Origin of the sequence: Leptospira weilii (assembly GCF_006874765.1) — a bacterium.
Taxonomy (GTDB): domain Bacteria; phylum Spirochaetota; class Leptospiria; order Leptospirales; family Leptospiraceae; genus Leptospira; species Leptospira weilii.
In genome coordinates, this window is record NZ_CP040840.1 from 3,670,664 (window position 1) to 3,692,500 (window position 21,837).

The 21,837-nt window shown below is 38.1% G+C and carries 15 protein-coding genes and 4 pseudogenes (1 of these 19 running past the window's edge); 9 read left to right on the top strand and 10 right to left on the bottom strand.

The features are described 5' to 3' along the window. Window positions 1-107: 107 nt before the first annotated feature. Window positions 108-362 (top strand): hypothetical protein, encoded by a 255-nt coding sequence (locus tag FHG67_RS17920; RefSeq protein WP_004497165.1) that lies wholly within the window; start codon window positions 108-110, stop codon window positions 360-362. Between the two features lie 135 nt (window positions 363-497). On the opposite strand, the pseudogene FHG67_RS17925 reads toward FHG67_RS17920, so the two are convergent. Then, window positions 498-1,573: pseudogene (locus FHG67_RS17925) on the bottom strand (IS4 family transposase); the annotation flags it as partial. A gap of 54 nt (window positions 1,574-1,627) precedes the next feature. Here FHG67_RS17925 and FHG67_RS22475 point away from each other — a divergent pair. Together FHG67_RS22475 and FHG67_RS17940 are read left to right on the top strand one after the other, a co-directional pair. Beyond that, a pseudogene (locus FHG67_RS22475) lies at window positions 1,628-2,554 on the top strand (IS630 family transposase); the annotation flags it as partial. 55 nt (window positions 2,555-2,609) lie between these two features. After that, window positions 2,610-3,406, top strand: a protein-coding gene (locus FHG67_RS17940) for an IS5 family transposase (protein ID WP_376767527.1) whose coding sequence is annotated in 2 segments (ribosomal slippage) — window positions 2,610-2,955 and window positions 2,955-3,406 — 798 coding nt in all. Because the reading frame shifts where the segments join, the coding sequence is not laid out codon by codon here. A gap of 1,194 nt (window positions 3,407-4,600) precedes the next feature. Here the strand turns inward: FHG67_RS17940 and ppnP are convergent. Further along, window positions 4,601-4,915: a pyrimidine/purine nucleoside phosphorylase gene (ppnP, locus tag FHG67_RS17950; RefSeq protein WP_004497157.1), complete on the bottom strand. Its 315-nt coding sequence runs from the start codon at window positions 4,913-4,915 to the stop codon at window positions 4,601-4,603. Between the two features lie 1,188 nt (window positions 4,916-6,103). Between ppnP and FHG67_RS17955 the strand changes: the two genes are divergently transcribed. Then, complete coding sequence (locus FHG67_RS17955; protein ID WP_004500026.1) at window positions 6,104-7,195, top strand: PAS domain-containing sensor histidine kinase; 1,092 nt, start codon at window positions 6,104-6,106, stop codon at window positions 7,193-7,195. A 1,595-nt stretch (window positions 7,196-8,790) separates the two neighbouring features. On the opposite strand, the pseudogene FHG67_RS17960 reads toward FHG67_RS17955, so the two are convergent. The 4 genes and pseudogenes from FHG67_RS17960 to FHG67_RS17980 all read right to left on the bottom strand — a co-directional run. Further along, window positions 8,791-10,108 (bottom strand): annotated as a pseudogene (locus FHG67_RS17960) (phosphoinositide-specific phospholipase C-related protein). Window positions 10,109-11,476: 1,368 nt separating this feature from the next. Further along, entirely contained in the window at window positions 11,477-11,815 is a 339-nt protein-coding gene (locus FHG67_RS17970; RefSeq protein WP_002634889.1) for a hypothetical protein, read from the bottom strand. 6 nt (window positions 11,816-11,821) lie between these two features. Further along, a complete protein-coding gene (locus FHG67_RS17975) occupies window positions 11,822-12,490 on the bottom strand; it encodes a hypothetical protein (RefSeq protein WP_036075677.1) in 669 nt (222 codons plus the stop codon). A gap of 285 nt (window positions 12,491-12,775) precedes the next feature. Beyond that, window positions 12,776-13,074: pseudogene (locus FHG67_RS17980) on the bottom strand (transposase); the annotation flags it as partial. Between the two features lie 459 nt (window positions 13,075-13,533). Here FHG67_RS17980 and FHG67_RS17985 point away from each other — a divergent pair. Next, a complete protein-coding gene (locus FHG67_RS17985) occupies window positions 13,534-14,508 on the top strand; it encodes a dienelactone hydrolase family protein (protein WP_004500034.1) in 975 nt (324 codons plus the stop codon). 594 nt (window positions 14,509-15,102) lie between these two features. After that, entirely contained in the window at window positions 15,103-15,519 is a 417-nt protein-coding gene (locus FHG67_RS17995) for a YbaN family protein (RefSeq protein WP_004500009.1), read from the top strand. A gap of 767 nt (window positions 15,520-16,286) precedes the next feature. On the opposite strand, the gene FHG67_RS18005 is transcribed toward FHG67_RS17995, so the two are convergent. From FHG67_RS18005 to FHG67_RS18015, 3 genes are all read right to left on the bottom strand, one after another. Beyond that, the gene (locus FHG67_RS18005) at window positions 16,287-17,345 is read right to left on the bottom strand and encodes a tetratricopeptide repeat protein (RefSeq protein ID WP_004497537.1); all 1,059 of its coding nucleotides are present in this window, start codon (window positions 17,343-17,345) and stop codon (window positions 16,287-16,289) included. A gap of 47 nt (window positions 17,346-17,392) precedes the next feature. Continuing rightward, window positions 17,393-17,740 (bottom strand): LIC10301 family lipoprotein, encoded by a 348-nt coding sequence (locus FHG67_RS18010; RefSeq protein WP_026054351.1) that lies wholly within the window; start codon window positions 17,738-17,740, stop codon window positions 17,393-17,395. Window positions 17,741-17,841: 101 nt separating this feature from the next. Further along, window positions 17,842-18,132, bottom strand: a complete 291-nt coding sequence (locus FHG67_RS18015; protein WP_002627814.1) for an STAS domain-containing protein — start codon at window positions 18,130-18,132, stop codon at window positions 17,842-17,844. 122 nt (window positions 18,133-18,254) lie between these two features. On the opposite strand from FHG67_RS18015, the gene flgB reads away from it, so the two are divergent. The 3 genes from flgB to fliE all read left to right on the top strand — a co-directional run bounded on the left by flgB (window position 18,255) and on the right by fliE (window position 19,600). Beyond that, window positions 18,255-18,686, top strand: coding sequence for a flagellar basal body rod protein FlgB (gene flgB / locus FHG67_RS18020; RefSeq protein WP_002627791.1), 432 nt, complete (start codon window positions 18,255-18,257; stop codon window positions 18,684-18,686). 66 nt (window positions 18,687-18,752) lie between these two features. After that, window positions 18,753-19,214, top strand: a complete 462-nt coding sequence (flgC, locus tag FHG67_RS18025; RefSeq protein ID WP_002627830.1) for a flagellar basal body rod protein FlgC — start codon at window positions 18,753-18,755, stop codon at window positions 19,212-19,214. Window positions 19,215-19,216: 2 nt separating this feature from the next. Then, window positions 19,217-19,600, top strand: coding sequence for a flagellar hook-basal body complex protein FliE (gene fliE, locus FHG67_RS18030; protein WP_002627795.1), 384 nt, complete (start codon window positions 19,217-19,219; stop codon window positions 19,598-19,600). A gap of 654 nt (window positions 19,601-20,254) precedes the next feature. Here fliE and FHG67_RS18035 read toward each other — a convergent pair. Next, a protein-coding gene (locus FHG67_RS18035) for a P83/100 family protein (protein WP_004501689.1) crosses the window boundary here: on the bottom strand, window positions 20,255-21,837 show its 3' portion. Its footprint extends 91 nt past the window's final position; only the last 1,583 of its 1,674 coding nucleotides appear in the window; the start codon falls outside the window, past its right edge — the gene reads right to left on this strand; the stop codon is at window positions 20,255-20,257.

Sequence of the window (21,837 nt, forward strand, 5' to 3'; positions counted from 1 at the left end):
ATCGTTTGTTGACGACCCAATCGGGTTTCTGCTGAGAAAAACGTTTGTCCGACAGGAACATTTTTCTCTCTAAAACACTACTGGTTATCGGGAAGAGCGGCCGTCCGATGCTTTATTCCGAAGCGGACAAATATTGCTCGGATCGGGGAATGAACATTCCTGAAGTTACATTTATAGACAATGAGGGAAAGGAAAACTTTCCAAAAGGATTGTTCGATTATCCTCTCGTAAGCTATTTCTTTCGTTCTCAAAAGGAAGGAATGATATTGACATGGCAAACAAACAAGGGACGACGAAATCAGCATGGCATTTGTGCGCTGCGTTTTCGTCCCCCAAAATGCAAACCACAGATCACTCAGTAAAACGGCAGAAGGTCAAAGCCTTTGTCGGAAGCCCTACAATATTCCGATGGCCAGAAATAAAATAGTTAACGTGAGTTCGGCGTAACAAATGCGAAAGCGATTATTATGTTGCAATCCGTAGAGAGGACCCACAAGTCACTGTTTGGTGAGCAATTTGAACATAAATCCGATTTCCATGGCTCTGATAAAGCCTTTAAAAATGATAAGAGGTCCCGGGGGCGAGTCTGAATTACGGCCCAGATGTCCACCTAATTTAGCAATCCAAAGTAAAACGGTCCCTAACTCGGGTTCTTCCTTAGGTGGTTTCGGAGATTCAAAAAGTCGACAATAAATGCCTTTCCATTCAAAAGACTCGAATAGTATAGATGCTTTTAAACCTGGAATATTTCTACCTAAGAATGTTAACATCATAACTCTCCAAGCAACAATAGCACAGACAGCGATACAAGCTTTGAATCGATTACCAAATTTAAATTGAGTGGATTCGATATTACATCCAGACTTTAAAACCTTGAAGAAAACTTCAATCCCCCAGCGACTTTTGTAAAAGGCGATCATTCTTTTTGCATCGTCCGAATTATAAATTGGAATTGTGGTTAAGAATTTCCAATCGATAGATTCTTCCTTGGGGCCATCGACCTCGGTTGCGGTTAACGCATACATATCAATATTTTCTAATTTCTTGTATTGAGGGGATTTTATCGTTAATTTTTCAAATCGAAGTTCAATTGTTGCTTCCCTTGCTTCTTTCCCTTTCTTTCTGGGAACTGTAATCGTATATATATCCGCTGGTTTTAATGTCTCAAGATAGGACCAAGAGCAACCGCCGCCTTCTATCTTCCTTTCTCGATTTGCGCGTATGAGCATATCCGGAGCGTTTTCTCCAGCGTCTACGTATTCCTGGAATAGTTCGAAAATATCGGCTTCTCTATCACAGATATATACGTATTTCGAATCGGATTCTTTTGCAAATTCACAGACGGCTCTGTATCCCTCGAACCACTTTACGCTTTCCTTCCGTCTTGATCTTGGTTGGCGCCTAATTCCGTACGGGACCACATTTTAAAATCCAGGATTCCTAAAGGGATTCCGTCAGGCGTAAACGCTATCGATGGATGCAATAATAGGCCTTGATTATATTCCGAGTTCATCGGCCCCAAGTCATCTACACGATCCCTTTTTCTATAATAGATTTCCGTTGTGTCGCTTACTGATCCCTACAAAAAAGAGTACCAAAAATATATCGATCATATCCCATTGTCATAATGCAAAGATTAGAGCGGGAAAAATTAAAGCGCTTGGAAAAGCGTAGGTTGAAGGGAATTCGTTTACTTGAGAAGGGCTATACATGTTATAGAGTAAGCAAAGAACTTGGAGTAAGTAAGCAATCGGTAATGCGTTGGCGAGATAAATATGAATCGGAAGGAATCGAAGGAGTAAAATGGAATGGCCAACGAGGTCGACCGACCAAATTGAGCATTTCAGAGAAGAAAGACTTAAAAAGAATCATCTTGAAAGGTCCGATAAGTAACGGTTATCCGAATGAACTTTGGTCAACGTATCGCGTATCGGAAATCATACGAAAAGAATTCGGAGTAACGTATCATCAAGATTATGTGGGAACTCTGTTACATCAATTAGGGTTTTCGTATCAAAAACCAAAAAGAAGAGCGTTGGAAAGAGATGAAAATGCAATTGAAACTTGGAAAACGAAAACTTGGCCCGGTATAAAAAAAAGCAGAGAATGAAGGGTTTAAGGTCATATTTTTAGATGAAAGCGGAATCAGCCAGAATCCATATACGGTAAAAACTTGGAGCTTAATCGGAAAGACACCGATCCTTCGTCACAAGATGTCTTGGAAAAAGTTATCAGTAATCGGTGCTATTTCTAAAAAAGATTTTCACTTCCAGATCATAACAGGCTCTGTTAAAAGCCAGGATCTTATTTATTTTTTAAATATACTTCTAAAGGAAAATCGCAAAAAGATTTTAATAGTCTGGGAAATCTATCTGCCCATAAAAGCAAAGCAATGAATGAATTTTTAAAAGAGAATGAGAAAAGGCTTCGAGTGGAATTTTTGCCTCCTTATGCTCCGGAATTAAATCCGCAAGAATATATCTGGTGTCGTTGGAAGAAAAACTATATGGCTAATTTTTGTCCGGAGAATCTTAGCCAATTGATTCAAAGAACTTAGAACCGGTCTCAAAACTCCTTGTACTTTGAGAGTGTAATACTATAATTGTGAAATGGACAAATATTATTCAGAGATTCCCGAGGGACTTTGGAAACAAATAGCCCCTTTGATCCCAAAAGAGAAGTCAAAGCCGAAAGGTGGTCGCAATCGCGTTCCAACAAGAGTCGTAATGGCAGGTATCATCTATCGAATGAAAACAGGCTGTCAGTGGCGCGCAATTCCGAATGACTTTGGGTCGGGTCAAACTTGTCACAGAAGATTTCAAGAATGGGAACGAGCGGGAGTATTCAAAAAGATTTATAAATCTATTTTAAAATATTATGATGTGAAGAATAAGATAGCTTGGGATTGGGCTTCGATGGATTCCGCAATGGTCAAGGCTCCCAAAGGGGGAGTTTAACCGGGAAAAATCCTACAGACCGTGCCAAATTGGGAGTTAAACGGCATATTCTTACGGATGGAAACGGAATTCCATTGGCAATTACGTTGAGCGGAGCGAACGTTCATGATAAACGCAATGTAAAAGATACATTGAATTCCATCTTGGTTTTTTCCGGAAGAAAAAGAAAAAAAACAAAACACCTTTGTTTAGATAAAGGTTATGACTTCAAAGATATAGAAGCATTGATCAAAAGAAGAAACATTCGACTTCATATTCGGAAAAAAGGTGAAAAACCTCTCATTGGTAAATACAAAGGAAAACCTAAACGTTGGGTCGTTGAAAGAACAAATAATTGGCATAATCGATTCAGAGCTATTTTGATTCGCTGGGAAAGAAAAGCAGAAAACTATCTGGCTTCTCTTTATCTTGCAAGCTCAATCATTGTTTTTAACTTTTTTAATAGGTAGTTTTGAGACCGGTTCTAAATCTACTTTAAGAATATTGAAATCAGATACCTTCAGTTTCGATAGTTATTGGAGACAAGCTGGTATTTAGGTACCATTTTTTATAGGGATCAGTAGGAGCAATTAAGGACTTTAAATGTCTAGCTTTTTCTGATATTTGTGGGTAAGGTGATGCTAGAGAGGCACCCACAAATTAAGAAGGCTTTTGGATAATAGGGATCAAAAACTGATATTTTTCAAGTGTTCCGACAAGAATGATACTTTTGACTTGCAAGAAGTATGATTTTTTGATAGAGAAAAATCTCCCGAGTCTTTCCACCTATTTCGCGACCCGTAGAGAGCGAAATAGAGTTTATTCTCCCCCACCCAAAAATAAGGGGAAACTCAGGCACAACGCTTCCTAAGGGGCGCGTTGTGGGAGCCTGTTTCACAGAGGATTTGTCGTAATTCCGACAGATTTATCTTCGGATCCGAGTATTTGGTGGGGTTGGTTATGTTAGAGAGTAACACTTTAATTTCTTATTCGCCAAAACTTTCAACCGCCGAACTCACGTTATTTTAGATCGATAGCAGCCTTTAGAGATTTTGCACAAGTCCTTTAAACCTAAAACTTAATAAAACCCATCGATACGTTTACCGATCAAACCAAAAAAATTGTTTTCAACATTTCCAAAAATTCCATCGCAAATCGAATGCCAATCTAAGAATATTTTATGCCGAAAACTGCGGATCTTGATTTCAGGGTCCGTGCCTGATCGATTCCACTGCCCCGCCTTAGTAGTCACGCCGTCACTCAACAGAAAAAGAAGAAACAAGGACGGCATAATGCAAAAAATCAAACTGAAACGTGTCTTAAAGCGTAAAAGCATTGGTATAAAAAGAATTAAGAATACATAATAGACAAAAAAGAAAAGAAACAGATTTCGATGATCGTTCGGAGTGATCGAAGCATCACTGGGAATATTCAATGGCCCTAAAATAAAAAAGAAAAGGATATGCCATTTCATTCTTCTTAAGATCAATCCTACAATCGTTATGAAATTTTGTTCATGGTTAACGACCAAGCCTATCGCCATAGATCGGAACGACAAAAGAAAAAAATATATAATTTGCCATCCAACCGGCAAACATACAAGATCCTCCCCGTCTATATTCCAAAGGGACGACTTAAATCAGCAAAAAAAATCTAAAATCAGATTAAACGATATAAGAACAGCAATAATCGCTGATCGTTTTCACATCCATTTGAAATCTAGATTTTGCGGGAACCTCAAAGGATTGGCCGCCTTTGATTTCCTTCCAAGAATCCTCACCCGGAAGTTTTACGAGTAAATCCCCGTCCAAGATTTCCATAATTTCCTTTTCGTCGGTTCCGAAATCGTATTGACCCGGCATTAAAATCCCCAAAGTCTTTTTGCTTCCGTCCTGGAACAGAACGGTTCTACTTGTCACCTTTCCGTCGTAATAAACATTCGCCTTTTTAACAATCGTTACATTTTCAAATTGTTTCATGTGGTCTCCACGTTTTATTCCGTTTAAAAAATAAGTTGAAATCTATTTCTGCAAGACTTTCAAAAGAAAACGTGAAGGATACAATTTTACAGTTCGTTGAAAAATTCAAATCTGAAAATATCAGAGCTTATCCCAAACCTGTCTCGCGCCAATAGAAGCGAGACGCTGAGTTTTATCGAGCGCCAATAGAAACAAAGCGCTTTCATTTCACAAAACGTGGGAATTCCATTGATTGTGTCCCATAAACTTTTTAACGAACTTTATTGTTAGAACACTTCCGTAGGAGCTCCTACATCTGAAGTTTTAGGACAGGCCCCGAATCAAATAGGTTTGGCAAATTCTCTTTCATTAGACATTACTTATATTTCTAAATATCTTTGAATTTTCTTTTTGGGATTTTATAAAAACTCCGTAACGCGCTCTAAACAAAATTAATACCGATCGAGTATTTCTAATCTGGAAAAAATAAGATGCAAAAGATACTTCGAAAAAATATCCATTGAAATAATATTTGATATAAGCACTACTGCCAACAAAAATTGTTGGCCCTGTAAAAAAGGAACGCAAGGAACTTCAAAATTCAATTGGTCTGAGTTTTTGTTGTACGAAAAGGACTCATTTTCGAAAGATTTTTCGAAAACGTCAATAGGCTTGCCACCGTTTTTCCTCTACTCGCAAAAAGATTTCCTTACGGTTTCCAATAAAAGAAAACCGACAAAAATCGTTAAAATTCTTTTCATACGCTTTACCTTTTTCAATTTTTTGCATTTTCCACAAAAACGAAATAAATTCTCATCGTGAAATTCAATCGATTGCTATTTATTTTTAAAAATATATATTCATTTTTTATTATATATTTCTTAAGGAGCACGGGAAAATCAGATATGATCTTGGTTCGTTTCGATTTCAAATTCGATCTTAAGGTATGTTCATTGAATATTCATGCCAGATTCTAATACAAATCGATTTTATTTTTGCAAAAGATTTTTTATTTGAGGATCATTTTGATCGAATATATCGTTGAATATTTTATTATGAAATCTTTTACAAAATGAAATTATAAGCTTGATAAGACTCATCAATCGGCAATTTTATCTAAAAGATTTCTATTTTTAGGTTCAATATAGATTCCGTTATATTATAAAAATTTAAAAAGCCGATTCCGGCCTGACTTGGAGTTTGAAAAAAATGGAATTGATTCAGGAAATTTTAGACAACACAGAGGATAAAATCAGTTTCGTGGAATTTATTCCTTATCCCGTGTTGCTCTCGAGAGTGAAAGGAAATCAATTCCAAACTCTTTATCTGAATCGAAGTTTCCGAGAAATCATAGGCTATAAAGTTAAGGAAATCCCCACTATAGAAGATTGGTTTGTACAAGCCTATCCGGACGAGAATTATAGAGAGAAGGTCAAATTAGATTGGCTGACCGAAGTCGGTGAGATAAGAAAAAGCGAAAAACATAGCATTGTAATGAAGACAAAAATTCGGACCAAATCGAACGGAGAAAGATGGTTCCACCTACGGAGCACAGAGTTCGGAGAGTTAAATGCGTTTGCATTTCAGGATATTCACGATCTTGAAACTTTGAATTTAGAGCTAATTCGCAGCAATTCCTTCAAATCTCAATTACTATCTATTCTTGCGCATGACTTAAGAACGCCTCTGATACAGATCATTTCTTTGATTTCTCTGTTTAAAAATGAGGAAATTCCTTCCATCGATCTTTATCAGCATCTTTCAAAATTAAACCTTCAAACCCATCTTACGATCGACTTGATTGACAACACGTTGAATTGGGTGAAAACGAACTCGAAAAATATCGTAACGAACAAAATTTCCTTCGATCCGATCCCGATCATGGAGGAAATCACGATGCTTTATAACGATTGCATCCGACTTAAATGTCTTCAAGTTAATCTGGAGTTTGACGAGAATTTTAAAGTATTCAGTGATGTGAATATTTTCAAAATGATTGTTCGTAACTTATTCGTAAATGCGCTTAAATTCTCAAATTCCGGTGGAAAGATTTTTCTAAGAGGAACAATTTTTCCGGATTGTCAACGTATTTCAGTAGTCGACGAAGGTATAGGAATATCCGCCGAGGAATTAGAAAAGATTTTTTCCAAAGAATTCTATTCCTCAATCGGAACTCTCAATGAAAACGGATCCGGGCTCGGAATTAAACTTTGTAGAGACTTTGCTCAGTTGATCGATGCAGAATTTTGCCTGAAAAGTGAAAAGTACAGAGGAACTTGTGCGAGTTTGGTTTTTAAGTGATGGATTAATAAAAGTTTGTCCCAAACCCGTCGAACGCCAATAGAAGTGAGACGCCCGAGTTCCATAATCTAACGCAGAAATCAAGAAGGCTTTTGGGATAAGGATCAAAAACTGATATTTTCCAAATGTTCCGAAAAGAATGAGGATTTTTACTTGCAAAAAATATGATTTTCTAATAGAGAAAAATCTTTCGAGTCTTCCAACCTCCTCTTCCCGCCAACCAAAATCAGGGAAACTCGGGCACAACGCTTTCTAAACTCAGTAAAAACCTTCCTATGGGTCGGTGTTTAGGGCGCGTTGAAGAAACTCAACGCAGAGCTTTCCTAAACTCAAATCTCGCTCCCGAAGGGTCGCGAGATAGGTCGCTCTGCGGGGCGTAAGTTTCACAGAAGATTTGTCGTAATTCCGACAGGATCCAAATACTTGTGGGGTTGGTTATGGTTGAGTTCCGAGCGCCAATAGGAATTCCCATTGATTGTGTCCCATGAACTTTTTAACGGACTTTATTGTTGGACTATTCTCGTAGGAGTTCCTACATCTGAGGTTTTTTGGACAAGACTCTAAGTAAAATTCATCAACATACTTCAAAACTTCAATAAAGTAAAAAGAAATATCCGAAGTTTGCAATTAAAATAACGCGAGTTCGGCGATTGAAAATGAGAAAGAATTTTCTAAAAGTAGAAATTCCTACAATTCCAGAATTTGTTCGTAAAATCGTGATTTGTGTTAGCTCCCACATTTTAAGAATAGATTTACAAAGTTCAGATTCCAACTCTTTGCAGAAAACTGAATCATGTATTTCAACCGCCGAACTCACGCTAAAATAATGACCAACGGCTGATTTGAAGATCGAGATGAATTTAAAAAATTTATTTTCGATAACTTATCCGTAAACCTCAATATAATCTCTGACACTTCGAAAAAGAAACAAACAAGAAAGCGGGAACTGTATAGGACACGACGCTTTGAGAGAAATCAACCGAAGTAATCTACTTGAACAGAACATAGAGTACCATTGGAATAATGCGACTACATTCATTTTGCTTTTGATGAAAAGAGAATTTCCCCCGAAAAATGGGATATTATCGTACATAATAAAAATGAAATCAAAAATAATTCGTAAAACATAATATTATGAAGAATTCAAAAGATGAAACAGTGGTACGTTACTGATCCCTATAAAATAGGGACCGTTAATTCGAGCACAAACCCCACGTTTAGACGCAGAATTTTAGACACTCTATTATGTAGAGATGAGTAGTAAAATCAGATAAATCACAGATGTTACCATCAAAAAAAAATAGCTATATCTAAAATATTTTTCCAAATTGAAAGAAGAGGTATAACGGATTATATTCTACTTTCCAAAAGATCTTTAAGTTAGGAATATCCGTTTAGGAAAAATGGGCCGAAAGATAGGAAAAAGAAAAATATTGATAACGCTTTCACGACCAACAAAAGGGAAAACATTTAAGTTCTGATGAATTCAGATCCAATATTTCTTTCTCCAACTTTTGCGTATATTCCGTTTTTTATTTCCTCGTCATATTACCACTTTTAGATCTGAGTGGAATAAAACGGCTCGTTCCATTTTTTCAAAGTGGCGGAAGGAAAGCATCCAACCGATCGTCCGGGCCCCAAATATCTTCTCCTTCTTTCTTAATTAGATTGATCCAAACAGGTAGATTATTACCGTTTAATTTCACAACTTCTTGAAGTTTTTTATTTTCATAAGGAGTTTTGGGAGAGGCATATACATAATTGCCAAGGTCTGAGTAGTGAAGGCATGCGCCAACCCCGTCACTCCAACGACCTTTACGATTGGTTACGACCCACTTTCCAGTTTTCCTCTCCCTGCATGCAAATTGATGCCAGATATCGCAGTGACAAGTGGACCAACTTCCATCCGTCCACAATGTTCTTGATCCTCTGCATTGCGCGGCTCACCTTGACCCCATGACCAAACCGGTTGTTTCGCAAAATCGACATCAAACTGATCAATTCCAAAAACGTTTACTTCGCAAACAAGCATAGATCGAATATCACTATTTGTGAATGAACTTTGGATCTTTCCATGACCGTTTGAACTATCCGCGACACGGACCATCGCTGACTGATAAAGTGTTCTGGGAAAAACACAATCGCGATTGCGAAATAACTTTGGCGAAAGTTGCATGCTCGGCACCTCCTTTGTTCCCCCGAAGAACTGTGCTTTGAAATATTTACTCCATTCTTCCGAGCCTTGACCGCTCTGACAGCTGTCGCTCATAAGGAGAATCCTTTGACCTGCGTTAACCATATCTTTCAATTTCGGCATATCTGCGGAGGAAGGTTGTTTTGAACAACTTCCAGAATAACGATATAACCATGAACCTAAGGAATCTTTCAAAACCTTAAGAACTTCGGGATAATGTCCGTCTAAATGATCCTTTATATAAATGAGCAAGACTTCACTTCTATTATTGGGTTTGGAAATCCAATCACGAATTTCCTCCAAACCCTGGTGAAAAGTACGATCGGAAGTTTTACAGCCAGAGTGATTTGCCGCACCGCCGCAAAGAAGAAGTTCTTTGGCGCCTTTTTTACTCCCTGTAGTCCAATGAACTTCCAATTCGAAGTAACGCGCACCTAAACGAAGTTGATCACCAATGGTATATTTCTGGTTCGTAGAAAAGGAGGCACTTTTTGTGTAAGCGCTACTGCTGTAAGAATTACGAGTTCCATAAAAAGTGCCCGAGTTATCGGAAGGTTCATATCAACTTGGGTTTTTCTTTGCAAACTAAGAACCTCATTCTCGTGTGATTTCTCGAAAATATCGATTGGATTTTGCACCACTTTCCCGCGATGTGCATGAAGATTCCCCACAGCTCCCAAAAAGAGAAAACCGATGAATATCGTCAGAATTTTTTTCATAATTTTCGCCTCATACAATATTGTTTGTTATCTTTTTACAGAGGGAAAGATTCACAACTCAAAACGACAAAAAAATACATCAAATAGACTTATTTTTGACTCATTTACTACTCGGACGCGTGAATGAGACTCAAAAATAAGCGGTCGATTTTGCAAAAGTACAGCGGTTCTCAAAAATTAAGTCAAATCGGGAAATCCCGACTTTTTAAAGGAAGATTCTAATTTTCGAAATAAGTTGTCATAGTATTCTATTCTTGCGTTCGAGTAGTAATCCCTATTGAAAATTAAAAAACGTGAGTTCGGTATAACAAAATGCGAAAGCGATTCTATGTTTCGGCCTGAACGCGATCGTTAGAGAGCCATAACCTTACCCACAAGTAATAGGACCTCAAGATCAATTTGTCGGAATTACGACAAAATCCCCCGTGAAACTTAGTTCCCACAACGCGCCTAAACACCGACCCATAGGAAGGTGTGTTTACTGAGTTTAGGAAGCGTTGTGCCTGAGTTTCCCTTATTTTTGGGTGGGGATGACGAGCTCTGCTGAAGAGCGAGGCGCTGAGTTTGGAGGCGGAAAGATTCGGGAAATTTTTCTCTATCAGAAAATTATACTTTTTGCAAGTAAAAAGCCTCATTCTTGTCGGAACGTTTGAAAAATATCAGTTTTTGATCCTTATTATCCCAAAAGCCTTTTTAATTTGTGGGTAACGTTATGCTAGAGAGCGTTTTGCTGAGTTAACGGCGCCTCTTATTCATCTCTACATAATAGAGTGTCTAAAATTCTTCGTCTAAACGTGGAATTTACGCTCAAATTAACGGTACTCTATTTTATAGGGATCAGTAGGAAGTCGTAACACTTTAGTTTCTTATTCGCCCAAACTTTCTTAGGCGAACTCACGTTAAAAAGGATAATTTATGATAAATTTGTAACTTCTATCAAAATGACACAATGAGGAGAAAGCGATAGGAATTGTAAAAAGTTCATGTAATTGAAGGAAAAGTTTTAAGTTGGGAAAATAATTTTCTCAAACATCATTCTCTTAAAAATTTTGAGTATAAGATTTCTTTGAAAATTGCAAAAATTTTTAAGACACTCCATAAGAATCTGTCCCAAAAGAAACTCAATGTCTCACTCTCAAGGATCGTTTCTGCAGGTTTTACTCATCTCTACATACTAGAGTGTCCAAAATTCTGCGTCTAAAAGCGGAATTTATGCTCAAATAACGGTATTCTATTTTATAAGGATGAGCAAGACGCGCTCTTTGTAAATCTATTTTTAAAATGTGGGAACTAGAACAAATTCTAAAAGTAGGAACTCCTACTTTTAGAAAATTCTTTCTCATTTTCGATCGCCGAACTTCTGTTAGGTTATGAATTTCCCCCTTTGACTTTGGAAATAAAATCACCGACGGCTTTCAGAATCTCACCGGTTTTAAACCAGGACATTAAAATGATACCCGAGGTAATAAATAGGCCGTAAACGCTAATTCCTCCGAATCCTTCCGAGATTTTTGCATCTGGAAAGGATTTTAAAGTATAAAGACCTAGAAATAAAAATAAGAGGCCTAGAAAAAAGGCACGATTTGAAATACGAAAAAGATTTTTTTCAACTACGATATAGTTTTCTAAACTTTTCTCCAACCCTTTTGCTTGGGAAGAATCAGGATGAACCGCTAATATATCTTTTGCTTTGAGTGTTTGTTTCATAAACTTTTACCTAGAAAAAATTTTTTTGGCCATGTTTTGGTTTAAAACCGCATAACAAAAACCGGAAAACTTCGGATTCTTAATCCGAGCTTGTATAGATGCCTCCTTAAAAACTGAAATGAATTCAATCCACTCAGGCTCATCCCAAGTGATTTTTGTGACCGTATAACCTAGAGAGGAAACCCCTACGGAATCTTTTTGGACGTTTTGAGCATGAATGTTTAAACCCACTTGATCGTAATACAAAGGATCAAGTTCATTCCGGACGCGATCCTCGTTTACGTCCCTGCGATAATAAAATGGGGAAGCTTGTACAAATGCTTTGTGACCTCGATGAAAACCAATTTTAACCAAATAAAGGCCTTCTTCGGTTCTAGCTTCGCCATCTTTAATACCGTATTTGAGAAGGGTTTCCTTAGAAACTTTACCGGGATCCATTGTCGCGACCCTGCTTCCCCAAGATTTAGCGCCTGGATAGATATTAAAAAGAATATCGTTGAAATAGTCAAAAGAATTGTCGTTTAACAAAACTTCGTTATTAATGATACTAATACCTCTAACACCGATCAATACGAAATCGGTTTTAAATTCAAGTGTCGGCCACTTCTTTTTAGATTGAAAAAACTTAGATTCGGTTTCTTCAATCAAAGTCTGAACAAAATGATCGCATTTCATATTCACGATCTTAAATCCGTGCTTTTATCAATAGAATTGTTGAAAAATTAACTTCTCTATCCATTTCTGCTTCATTGAAATGGGCGTTTGAAGCGGTTTTGTTAATCTGAATCATGGAATTTTTCAACAACTCTATTGAAATAATTTTTTTCAGCTCCGTAAAAGGAAACTAAAACTTCGCTTATAAAAACATTCCATTGTCTTTTTAAAAAATATCAAGACGGATTTTTTATAGTAAAAAATGAAAATATAAACTTAAAACTAAATCAACTGATAGGCATCACTTAAGGAAGCCTTTTCCTCTAAAGCAACGACTAACGCAAATTGTTCGGATTCTTGCAGCTACGATCTTGCTTTCTGTTTCCGGGAAGCGATGTGCCAAGCTGCTTCCGTTAAAATTATTCTAAGCCCGGGACTTCCCATTTTTGTGATCCCTATTTGTTTTCTTTTGGAATCGTATTTTTCGGAAACAAGTCCAAGAAAGCTCATAAAAGAAGTCCGCTGTTTTAAATCTCCTGAAATCACAGACTTCGCAGAGTAAAAAACATCGCCGTTAAATCATCCACTCCTCGAAAACATCTTACTCATCTTTGCATGATAATAGAGTGTCCAAAATCTGCATTTGAATGCGGATTTGTGTTCAAATGAACAACATTTTATTTACAGCGCGTCCAAAAACCTAACTCTACTTTATCAGAAAGACAAGCTGCAAGGTTCTGTCCCTGCCGCGGCAATTCATAGAGAGTCGTGGTACTGAGTTTTTTGGGACAGAATCTTATAGGGATCAGTAATTGTTTCTTTATGAATATCCATCTGCATATATTTTTCTTTTCACTTTAGTTCCTTCTGTTGGCTTTCTTGTTTGTGGTAAATGCTTGCGGTTTTCAAGCCCAGATTTTGTCTAAATTCCAAACTTTTTTATAAATTTCCCAGAATTTTGATTACATATAATATTGAAACTTACCCCAAAGATAGGATGTAATATCCCGAAATAAATTCTCATTTTAAATGGAAGATTTTCGCCCTACTTTGTTGTATCTTACATGAAGTTATTTAAAATCAATCCGCGACTGATCCTTTTTTTTCTTCTTTTCGGCTGCAAGAATTCAAACGAAGAACCCCCTTTACTTTTAGCGGGAACTCTTCTAGCAATCGCACAACAAACCGAGATTCAAGACTTAATCTCCGGTCCGGTGTTAATCGATCAAGAAACAGAACTTACAAACTACAAATTTAAAATTTATAATCCGACTCAAAAATTCATTCTTGAAGCTTATTTCTCGAAACCAGCAGGAATGGGACCGTTTCCTCTGATCGTCATGATGCACGGATGTGCAGGCGCACATTCGAGTAGTGATGTCACAAAACCCCCCGCGTCTCTTTATACGGAATGGGCTAACCGAGGAAAAAATTTAGGATATTCTACTCTCTTAGTCGATAGCTTTACAACAAGAAGCGCAGGACAAAATCAATGTAACAACGGCGCCAATGTAGGAACATCGGAAGTTACGGACAGACCGACGGATGCATATGCAGCTTTAAGTTACGTAAAAAGGTCCAAAGTTATCAACAATGATAAAATCGTTTTACTGGGATGGTCTCATGGAGGAAGCAGCGTATTTTCCACTGTGGATACTAATTCGACGACCCAATACCGCTCGGGAAATCCGAGACCGTTTAAAGCGGTGATTTCCTTTTATCCTGGGTGTGGACTCAACAACGCATTCGGCGGAATTTCTGCAAGCCAATATCTTCCGTATACTCATATTAAAATTCTTGCGGCCGGAGCGGACCCGCTTCATACAGTAGGTTATTGTAATACGAGAGTTTCAAGAGCTCAAACCTTAGGCGCAAACGCCGCAACGAACAACTCGATCTCGATGACCGTATATCCGAATACACATCATAGCTTTGACGAGGCTCAAAGTATTTCTTCCAAATTCGACAATAACGATGTGACCGCAAAACCGAACGCGGACCAAGAAGCAGTTAATTTCTTTCAATTGCACAATCCATAAGAAAAGCTTAATCTTGTCCCGGGAAGATTGAAATTCGCTTTTAAGCAATTTTTCTGCGGGACATTCATAAATTCCCGTAAAAAGAAAAATCTAACTTAGAACAGCCATAATTTTTTTGATCCGATAAACGTTTTCGCAAAAAAAGAAATCGATACAGTTAAAATAAAAGTTTCAAAACTCAACACTTCAATAAAGAATTGAATTGTTGCATACAATTTCGATTCTATTAAAAATCTATCCCAAAACCTGCGAAAGCGACCTAAACACCGACCCATAGGAGGTGTTTACTGAGTTCAAGAAAGCTCTGCGCTGAGTTTTATCGAGCGCCATAGAAACGAGACGTTCTATTTTTTCGAACGATCTGAAACGCAATTCCATAACGCGCGTCTCACTGAGTTCAGAGAATGATCAATTGAAATAGGTGCCTCATTTTCTACGGATCATTCGACAGGAGTGAAACGTTTAGTTTCACAAAAACGCTGTAGTTCCTACAAATTAGGTTTCTTTGGTGAATTGGTAGGTTTTTAAATCGTCTTTTCAATATTACACTAGTAGGAGTTCCCACATTGGACGGTTTTGGGACAAATTTTTGATATGGAAAAAAAAGATTACAGCGACGAAGTCCGTCTGCATAGATCGAAGATCATTCGTTTTTTACTTTTTATTGCCGGTTCCGTTTCTCTAATTTTAGGAATCATCGGAATTTTTACGCCGATTCTTCCGACGACCCCTTTTTTACTTTTATCCGCAGCCTGTTACGCAAGAGCTTCCCACAGATTTTACAATTGGCTCATGAACAACCGGTACTTCGGTTCTTATATCCGCGATTGGAGAATTCACAAAACAATACCTCTTAGAGCCAAAATCATCGCGATTTCCATGATTTTTTTGACGATTGGAACCAGCGTATTTTTCTTTATTCCGATTTTAGCGGTAAAAATCCTAGTTTCACTGATCGGAATGCTCGTAGTGATTTACTTGATTCGAATTCCCACAAAATCGAAAGTCTGAATTTTAGAAAAAAATTGTCGATACAAAAAAACATGGAAATCAAACACCTCGCCTTGCTTTTGAAAAAGCTTACTTCCAAACTATTCGGACCGAATATATATTTTAATTTTATAATATAACGTAAGCTCGATATAACAAAAGCGAAAGCGATTATTATGTTGCGATCTGAAACGATACCCTTAGGAAGCCATAACGTTACCCACAGATACTTGGATCCGAAGATAAACCTGTCGGAATTACGACAAATCCTCCGTGAAACGATCGGCCCCGCAGAGCGACCTATCTCGCAACCCTTCGGGAAGCGAGATTTGAGTTTAGGAGCTCTGCGCCTGATTTTTGGGCGGCGGGAAGACTCGAGAGATTTTTCTATATTATAAAATCATACTTTTTGCAAGTAACAAGCCTCATTCTTGTCGGAATATTTGGAAAATATCAGTTTTTGATCCTTATGATTCCAAAAGCCTTCTTAATTGCGGGTAAGGTTATGATAGGAGCGAGATGCTTTAGTTTCACAAGAACGCGGGTATCCCCGAACTCACGTCGTTTTATATTATTTTCGCGTTTTTAAACCGCTTATTCTCAGAAAATCTACGTGAAAGTTCCGTGTTGAAATTTTTAGAACAAGCTTTAAAGCGTACCGATTCCCGATAGGGCTTCGGCTTGTAAATTTCATAACGGAAACGGCTCGCTTCAAAAGGGCTGAAGCAAACAGGCAAAAGATAACGGCCGTGACTATGGCTCCAACTTGCTGGGAGCCAATCCCGAACTCAGTATGGAGATCGCGACGGAAACATATGAAATATCTTAGAGTCGTTTTCCTTTAAAAGCTCCGCGACATCTAAAATTTCTAGAATTTTATTTTGCTTCTCCGGCTCCTCTTGAAGCCAAGAACTCACAAAAGTTTCGAGCCTTTTATAATCCTTAATGAATGAAAGAGAGCGAATGTATTCGATCTTGTCTTCCTCTCGGGCGATTTTTAATTGAACGACGGCTTGATATGTTGCGGCCGCCGCTCGGTAGTTTCCTATATTATAATAAGCGCGAGCTAAAAATCTTTTTTCCTGAAAAGGAAGCTCCCCATATTGAGTGTAAATCTCGATTGCTTTTCTATAATCCTGATAAATCTCCATTACAAGTCTCGCATAGATCAACATATATTCCCGAGATAAGAATCCTTCCTTAACGAAATCGACACACTGAGAATAAGCCTCCGCTTTGTTGCCCAAAAGAAAATTGGATTTCAAAAGAAGAAGTTTCGCGGCTCTAAAATTCGGTTTGAGTTCGATCGTTCTTTCCGATTCGGCTTTCGCTCTAAGAAAATTTCCGGTTTCAAAATAAGCTAGGGCCAAGTTGATCCTATAGAACGGATTGTAATTGGAAAGTTCCACCGCTTTCTGAAAGTATTCCAGAGATTTTGCCCACTTGGCTTTTTGAATAAAAATCATCCCCAATAAATAATAAGATGGGTCGTGACTCGGATGAATTTGAATCGCTTTTAAAAGAAAATTTTCCGCCTGAGGATATTTTCCCTGCGCATAAAGATAAGAACCTTTTAGATAGTGATACTCCATCGAATTCTTATCCAATTTTCTAATTTTATCTATGTTGGCGGAAGCTTTGGCGAGATTATTGGCACGGATGAGATTTACGGTTTCAGTATTCAAAGCGGCGATTTGAACCCTACGACGAGCCGCCTCGGTCGGACTTAAAGAAATATTATCTTGATTGAACACGGAATCTTCGGGGAGATTTTCGTCCTCGTCGTTTGCGAAAAGAACATCCGAAAAAAAGAACAACAACAAAAGCAAATGAAAGATATGTTTCATAATCCGAACCGAATCCGAATCAAGAAAAAACGAAATAGATATACGATTTAATTTTTCTCAAAGTATTCTTCATCATTGGTCTTTTTATTGAAAAGCCGAAGTTCTTTCTCGTCTACTTTTAAGATCCTATATTCCAAATCAAAAGCGAGGTCCGCGAGATTAAAATGGATATCGTCTCCTTGAATTTTATAAGTAAGATGAAACGTATCATACATGGCAAGGCCCTGCGGAAAAATTTGGAGATGATTTCTTTTTTCCTTAGTCGGTGTGGTACATTCCCCTTTTTCGGAACACTCTTTGACTTTTATCCAATCCCCTAAAATCAACTCTTCCTTTTTTTTACAAACGACAAATAAAAACAAAATCAAAGTGAAAACGAAAAAGATTTTTTTCATAGATTCAAACATAGAGACGTGTCTCCCACTGTCCAATGAAAATCGCCCTCCCAAAGAAACAAATCAAGAGATTCCAACATTTTCAAGGATTGAACGAAAATTTATCGAATGTCCAAATATTCTTTCAAACTTAGAATTTCGAACGTATTGAGAAGATCGGGATGAATTGCGCTGATCGTACAGGAAATTCCCTCAGAACGAGCATTCTTTAAAAACCAAACGAGAGAACTGATTGAAATGGAATTCATCATAGGAATATTTCCCAAGTTGAGAACGATACTTTTCGGTTTTTTATCGATCGCGTCCATAAGCATTCTTCTGAACGTATAGTAATCATTAAAAATGGTCGTAAGATCAGGAGTGATTTCGATCGTTTCAGGTGTTTCTGACATAAAAATTCATTTCAAAGTTTCTCCATTATGCTCCGTAAACTTCGGATAAAAAAACTTTCTCTTGGAAAAAATCTCTCTTGGAAATTGCAAATTCAACCGATTTTTTGGAGGGAGAAGAAATAATGTTCGAGAAAACCCACTTCATGAAAACCCAGGATCTCCTGGAAAGAGGAATGAATAATTCCATTCTCAAAAGAAAAGTAATTTCGGACAATATCGCAAACGCCGACGTTCCTCATTTCAAAAGATCCGAAGTAATTTTCGAATCGATGATGAAGAGAGCCATCGAGTCCGAGAAAATCGAAGCTTTGAAAGAAGTACCGACTCAAATTTCGGACGAACGCCATATTCAATTTTTCAAACCGATGGATTATCGAGAGGTCCAGCCGAAAACAAACATAGATTACTTAACGACTATGAGAGCCGACGGGAATAACGTGGATGTGGAAAAGGAAGTCGTGGAAGCTTCCAATTCTCAAATGCAGTACATGATGATGACCGAAAGACTCAATCAGAACTACAGAGATCTAAAACAGGTTATGAGAATGGCTTAAAAATTCGGTTTGAATCTTTTCGCATCTATTTTAATGAGGCATAATTTTACGTTTTAGGAAGTAGCCATGGGACTTTTTTCATCAATCAACATTTCCGCAACCGGCTTATCCGCCCAAAGACTCAGGATGGATGTTATCTCCAATAACATCGCGAACTCGACCACAACTCGAAATACAAACGGGGACGGTCCATTTAGAAGAGATCGAGTCGTGATGACTCCGATCAATTTGAGGACCAGATGGAGAAGTCCGGTTTATCCGTTCGGAGTCGCCCCCGGAGAAGGCAAGGGCGTGAAGGTAATGAAAATAGAAAAGGACATGACCCCTCTTCGATTGGTTTATGATCCGACACACCCGGACGCGATTCAGATCGGGCCCAAAAAAGGATATGTGGAAATGCCTAACGTAAACATAGTCACGGAGATGACGGATATGATTTCGGCATCCAGATCTTATGAGGCAAACGTACAAATGATCAACGGATCCAAAGCGATGTTCAATAAGGCTTTGGAAATAGGTAGGGCTTAATCATGGAAATCAATTCTAATTCCTCTCTCTGGTATACGTATAACTCGGGTTATACGGGAAACAAACCCCATCCGCTCAGCCCAAAGGGGGATAACGTAAAAGTATCTACTACGGAGGAAAGACATTACAAAGACGTAAAACAACCTGTTTCTCCCGATTACGTAGCGGAAAGTTTTTCGGAGGCGATGAAGAACGCCCTAACTTCCGTAAACGATCTCCAAGTGGAAGCGGACGAGTTGACTCAAAAGATGGTTTTCGATCCGAATTCCGTAGACGCTCACGAAGTGATGATCGCTTCCGAAAAAGCAAGAGTGGCCCTAACGTTCACAAAGACAATCGCCGACGGAGTAGTCCGCGCTTATAGAGAACTCACTTCCCTAAGATAAAATTTTTGTCCCTAACCGGATAACCGAACAATTGCTTTTCAAATCTAAAATCTACGATGAAACTTTCACGGCGGCTGTGAAAGTTTTATTACTGATCTTTACATAAAGAAGTACGGCTAATTTGAACACAAATCCCACGTTTAACGCAGAATTTTGGACACTCTATTATGTAGAGATCAAGCATTGATGCCAATTTATTTGGAAAAATCGAAGAAACATTGATCGATGGAATCGACTATGAGCGAAACATTGCTCGGAGTTGTCAGATTGCGCTTTGCAAAAAAACACAGCGCGCGCAAACATTAGCTTCTTAGAAAGAGTAGATTTCATCCGAAAATTGTTGGAAGAGATTTCTAGAATCACTCCGATAGAGAGAAAAAATAAATTTTCGAATTTAAAATCTTTGCGAATGTTTAAGAAACTACGTTAGAGTTGTTGAAAAATTCCATAGCGGAGTTTAAAAAAACTACTCGAATCGCCCGTTTCGGTGAAACGCAAACAGAGGGAGAATTAATTTTTCAACAACTCTATTTCATTTTTGAGCATCTATATGCCAAATGATTGAATTATAAATTCTATCCCAACAAACAAAAAACCGCCGACCTAAAAGAAAGGTGCGACGGCTGATTTTTTAAACCTGCAGTTTGGTCGGGATTACGGTTTGATTTTCTTAATCAGTTTCAGATCCGCCTTGTTAAAAACGGTAATCTGAATGCTGCCCGAACTTTCTTCCTTACCGGTGACATAAATTTTTTCACCATAAAAAGTAACGTTCGAATTCGGGCTGATCTCCTCCGAAGACTTGGCCTGTTTTTTCAGATCCTTGCCGAAACGCGAAAGATAATATTTTTCCTCAACTTCTTCAAAAGCGTAGATTTCATCACCTTTTACGATCATAGGAGATCTCCAGAAAATATTGTCCGCCGCCGAAAGAGTCGGCTTTAAAGTTTCCTGATCGATCAAAATCAACTTATGATTGGAAGAGTGGCCGTCTTCAAAGCCTATGACCAAAGCTTTTCCATCCACGATCTCGAAAGTCCTACCGCAGATCTTGTTGAAGTCTCCTCTAAAAATCGTGTCGTCCTTGGTGGGATCCAAAACCTGAAGCTCGTTATTATAATGTCCTTTATCCAGATATTTCAGAGTTTTTAAGAAAAGAATTTTTCCTCCGACCACGTTTTTATCGAATTCTTCTTTTTTCTTTTCTTCTTCCTTTTTGATTTCCAACTCCTTCTTAGTTTCCGCGAGTTCTTTCTTTAACTCCGCCTCCGATTTCTTGTTAGAAGACTGATTATCACTTCCCGATTTACTATTGCCGGAATCGCCCTTAGAATCGGATTTAGAGGAGCTTGAGGAACTGGAAGAAGTAGAAGGATTGGTTTTATTATTTTTCCTTTCTTCGTCTTTTTTAACGACTTCTTTTTCCTTTTCTTTTAACTTTTGCTCTTCTTTCTGAGCGGATTGCTTTTCTTTTTGAATCTGCTCTTTTTCTTTTTTCTTTTCTGCGATCTGAGTTTTATTTTTTACAGGATCTTTATTGAGCTCTTGGAGTTCCTTATCGGTTTTTATTTCCCTATCGGAAATTTCTTTTTGTTTGTTCTGGTTTTCTTCTTTTCTGCGCTTTACTTCTTCTAATTCTTTCTTGTTTTTTTCGTTCTGAAGATCGCCGAACTTATCCTTTTCGGACTGCCCTTCCTTTTTCTTATCCAACTCCTTATTGACCTCGTCTTCCAATTCGTCCGTATGAACGTCCTTACCGAGAACGTCTTCGACAAGGGGAATCAAAATCTGAGTTTTTCCGGGCCATTCGGAATAACGTCTGGAAATTCCGATGGAATTCGGGTTTACAAACTTAATTACAGAATTGGAATATTTCCTTCCGATATAACTCCTATCTTTCCTATGAATGGCATTGTAATATAAAATATAAGTGGCGAGAATGTCGGAATTTTTGTCGTCATAGCCGAAGTTAGATTTTACGAATCCGGCTAGGATTCTTTGAATCGAATTGACATGTCCGTAATCGGAATCTTCCGAAATCGCAAAAACGTCCGCTCCGAATTTCTTTTCCTCGGGAGCGATCCTGGTTACGCTAATTCCGCCTTGTGTATGAGTTTTATCGGGTTCCTTTTTCAAAATGTCCGCAAGACCTAAACCCACTTTTTCGTTGGTTCCTCGCACTTCCTCGCCGGCTCTCGCAGAAGATCGATTGATAAACCGAACTCTCTGAGAAGATC

Coding starts and splice junctions, on each gene's coding strand:
- FHG67_RS17970 (WP_002634889.1), bottom strand. CDS start 11,815: ATGAAACAAACACTCAAAGCAAAAGATATATTAGCGGTTCATCCTGAT.
- FHG67_RS17955 (WP_004500026.1), top strand. CDS start 6,104: ATGGAATTGATTCAGGAAATTTTAGACAACACAGAGGATAAAATCAGT.
- FHG67_RS17995 (WP_004500009.1), top strand. CDS start 15,103: ATGGAAAAAAAAGATTACAGCGACGAAGTCCGTCTGCATAGATCGAAG.
- FHG67_RS18010 (WP_026054351.1), bottom strand. CDS start 17,740: ATGAAAAAAATCTTTTTCGTTTTCACTTTGATTTTGTTTTTATTTGTC.
- ppnP (WP_004497157.1), bottom strand. CDS start 4,915: ATGAAACAATTTGAAAATGTAACGATTGTTAAAAAGGCGAATGTTTAT.
- FHG67_RS18005 (WP_004497537.1), bottom strand. CDS start 17,345: ATGAAACATATCTTTCATTTGCTTTTGTTGTTGTTCTTTTTTTCGGAT.
- FHG67_RS17975 (WP_036075677.1), bottom strand. CDS start 12,490: ATGAAATGCGATCATTTTGTTCAGACTTTGATTGAAGAAACCGAATCT.
- FHG67_RS17920 (WP_004497165.1), top strand. CDS start 108: ATGCTTTATTCCGAAGCGGACAAATATTGCTCGGATCGGGGAATGAAC.
- fliE (WP_002627795.1), top strand. CDS start 19,217: ATGGAAATCAATTCTAATTCCTCTCTCTGGTATACGTATAACTCGGGT.
- FHG67_RS17985 (WP_004500034.1), top strand. CDS start 13,534: ATGAAGTTATTTAAAATCAATCCGCGACTGATCCTTTTTTTTCTTCTT.
- flgB (WP_002627791.1), top strand. CDS start 18,255: ATGTTCGAGAAAACCCACTTCATGAAAACCCAGGATCTCCTGGAAAGA.
- flgC (WP_002627830.1), top strand. CDS start 18,753: ATGGGACTTTTTTCATCAATCAACATTTCCGCAACCGGCTTATCCGCC.
- FHG67_RS18015 (WP_002627814.1), bottom strand. CDS start 18,132: ATGTCAGAAACACCTGAAACGATCGAAATCACTCCTGATCTTACGACC.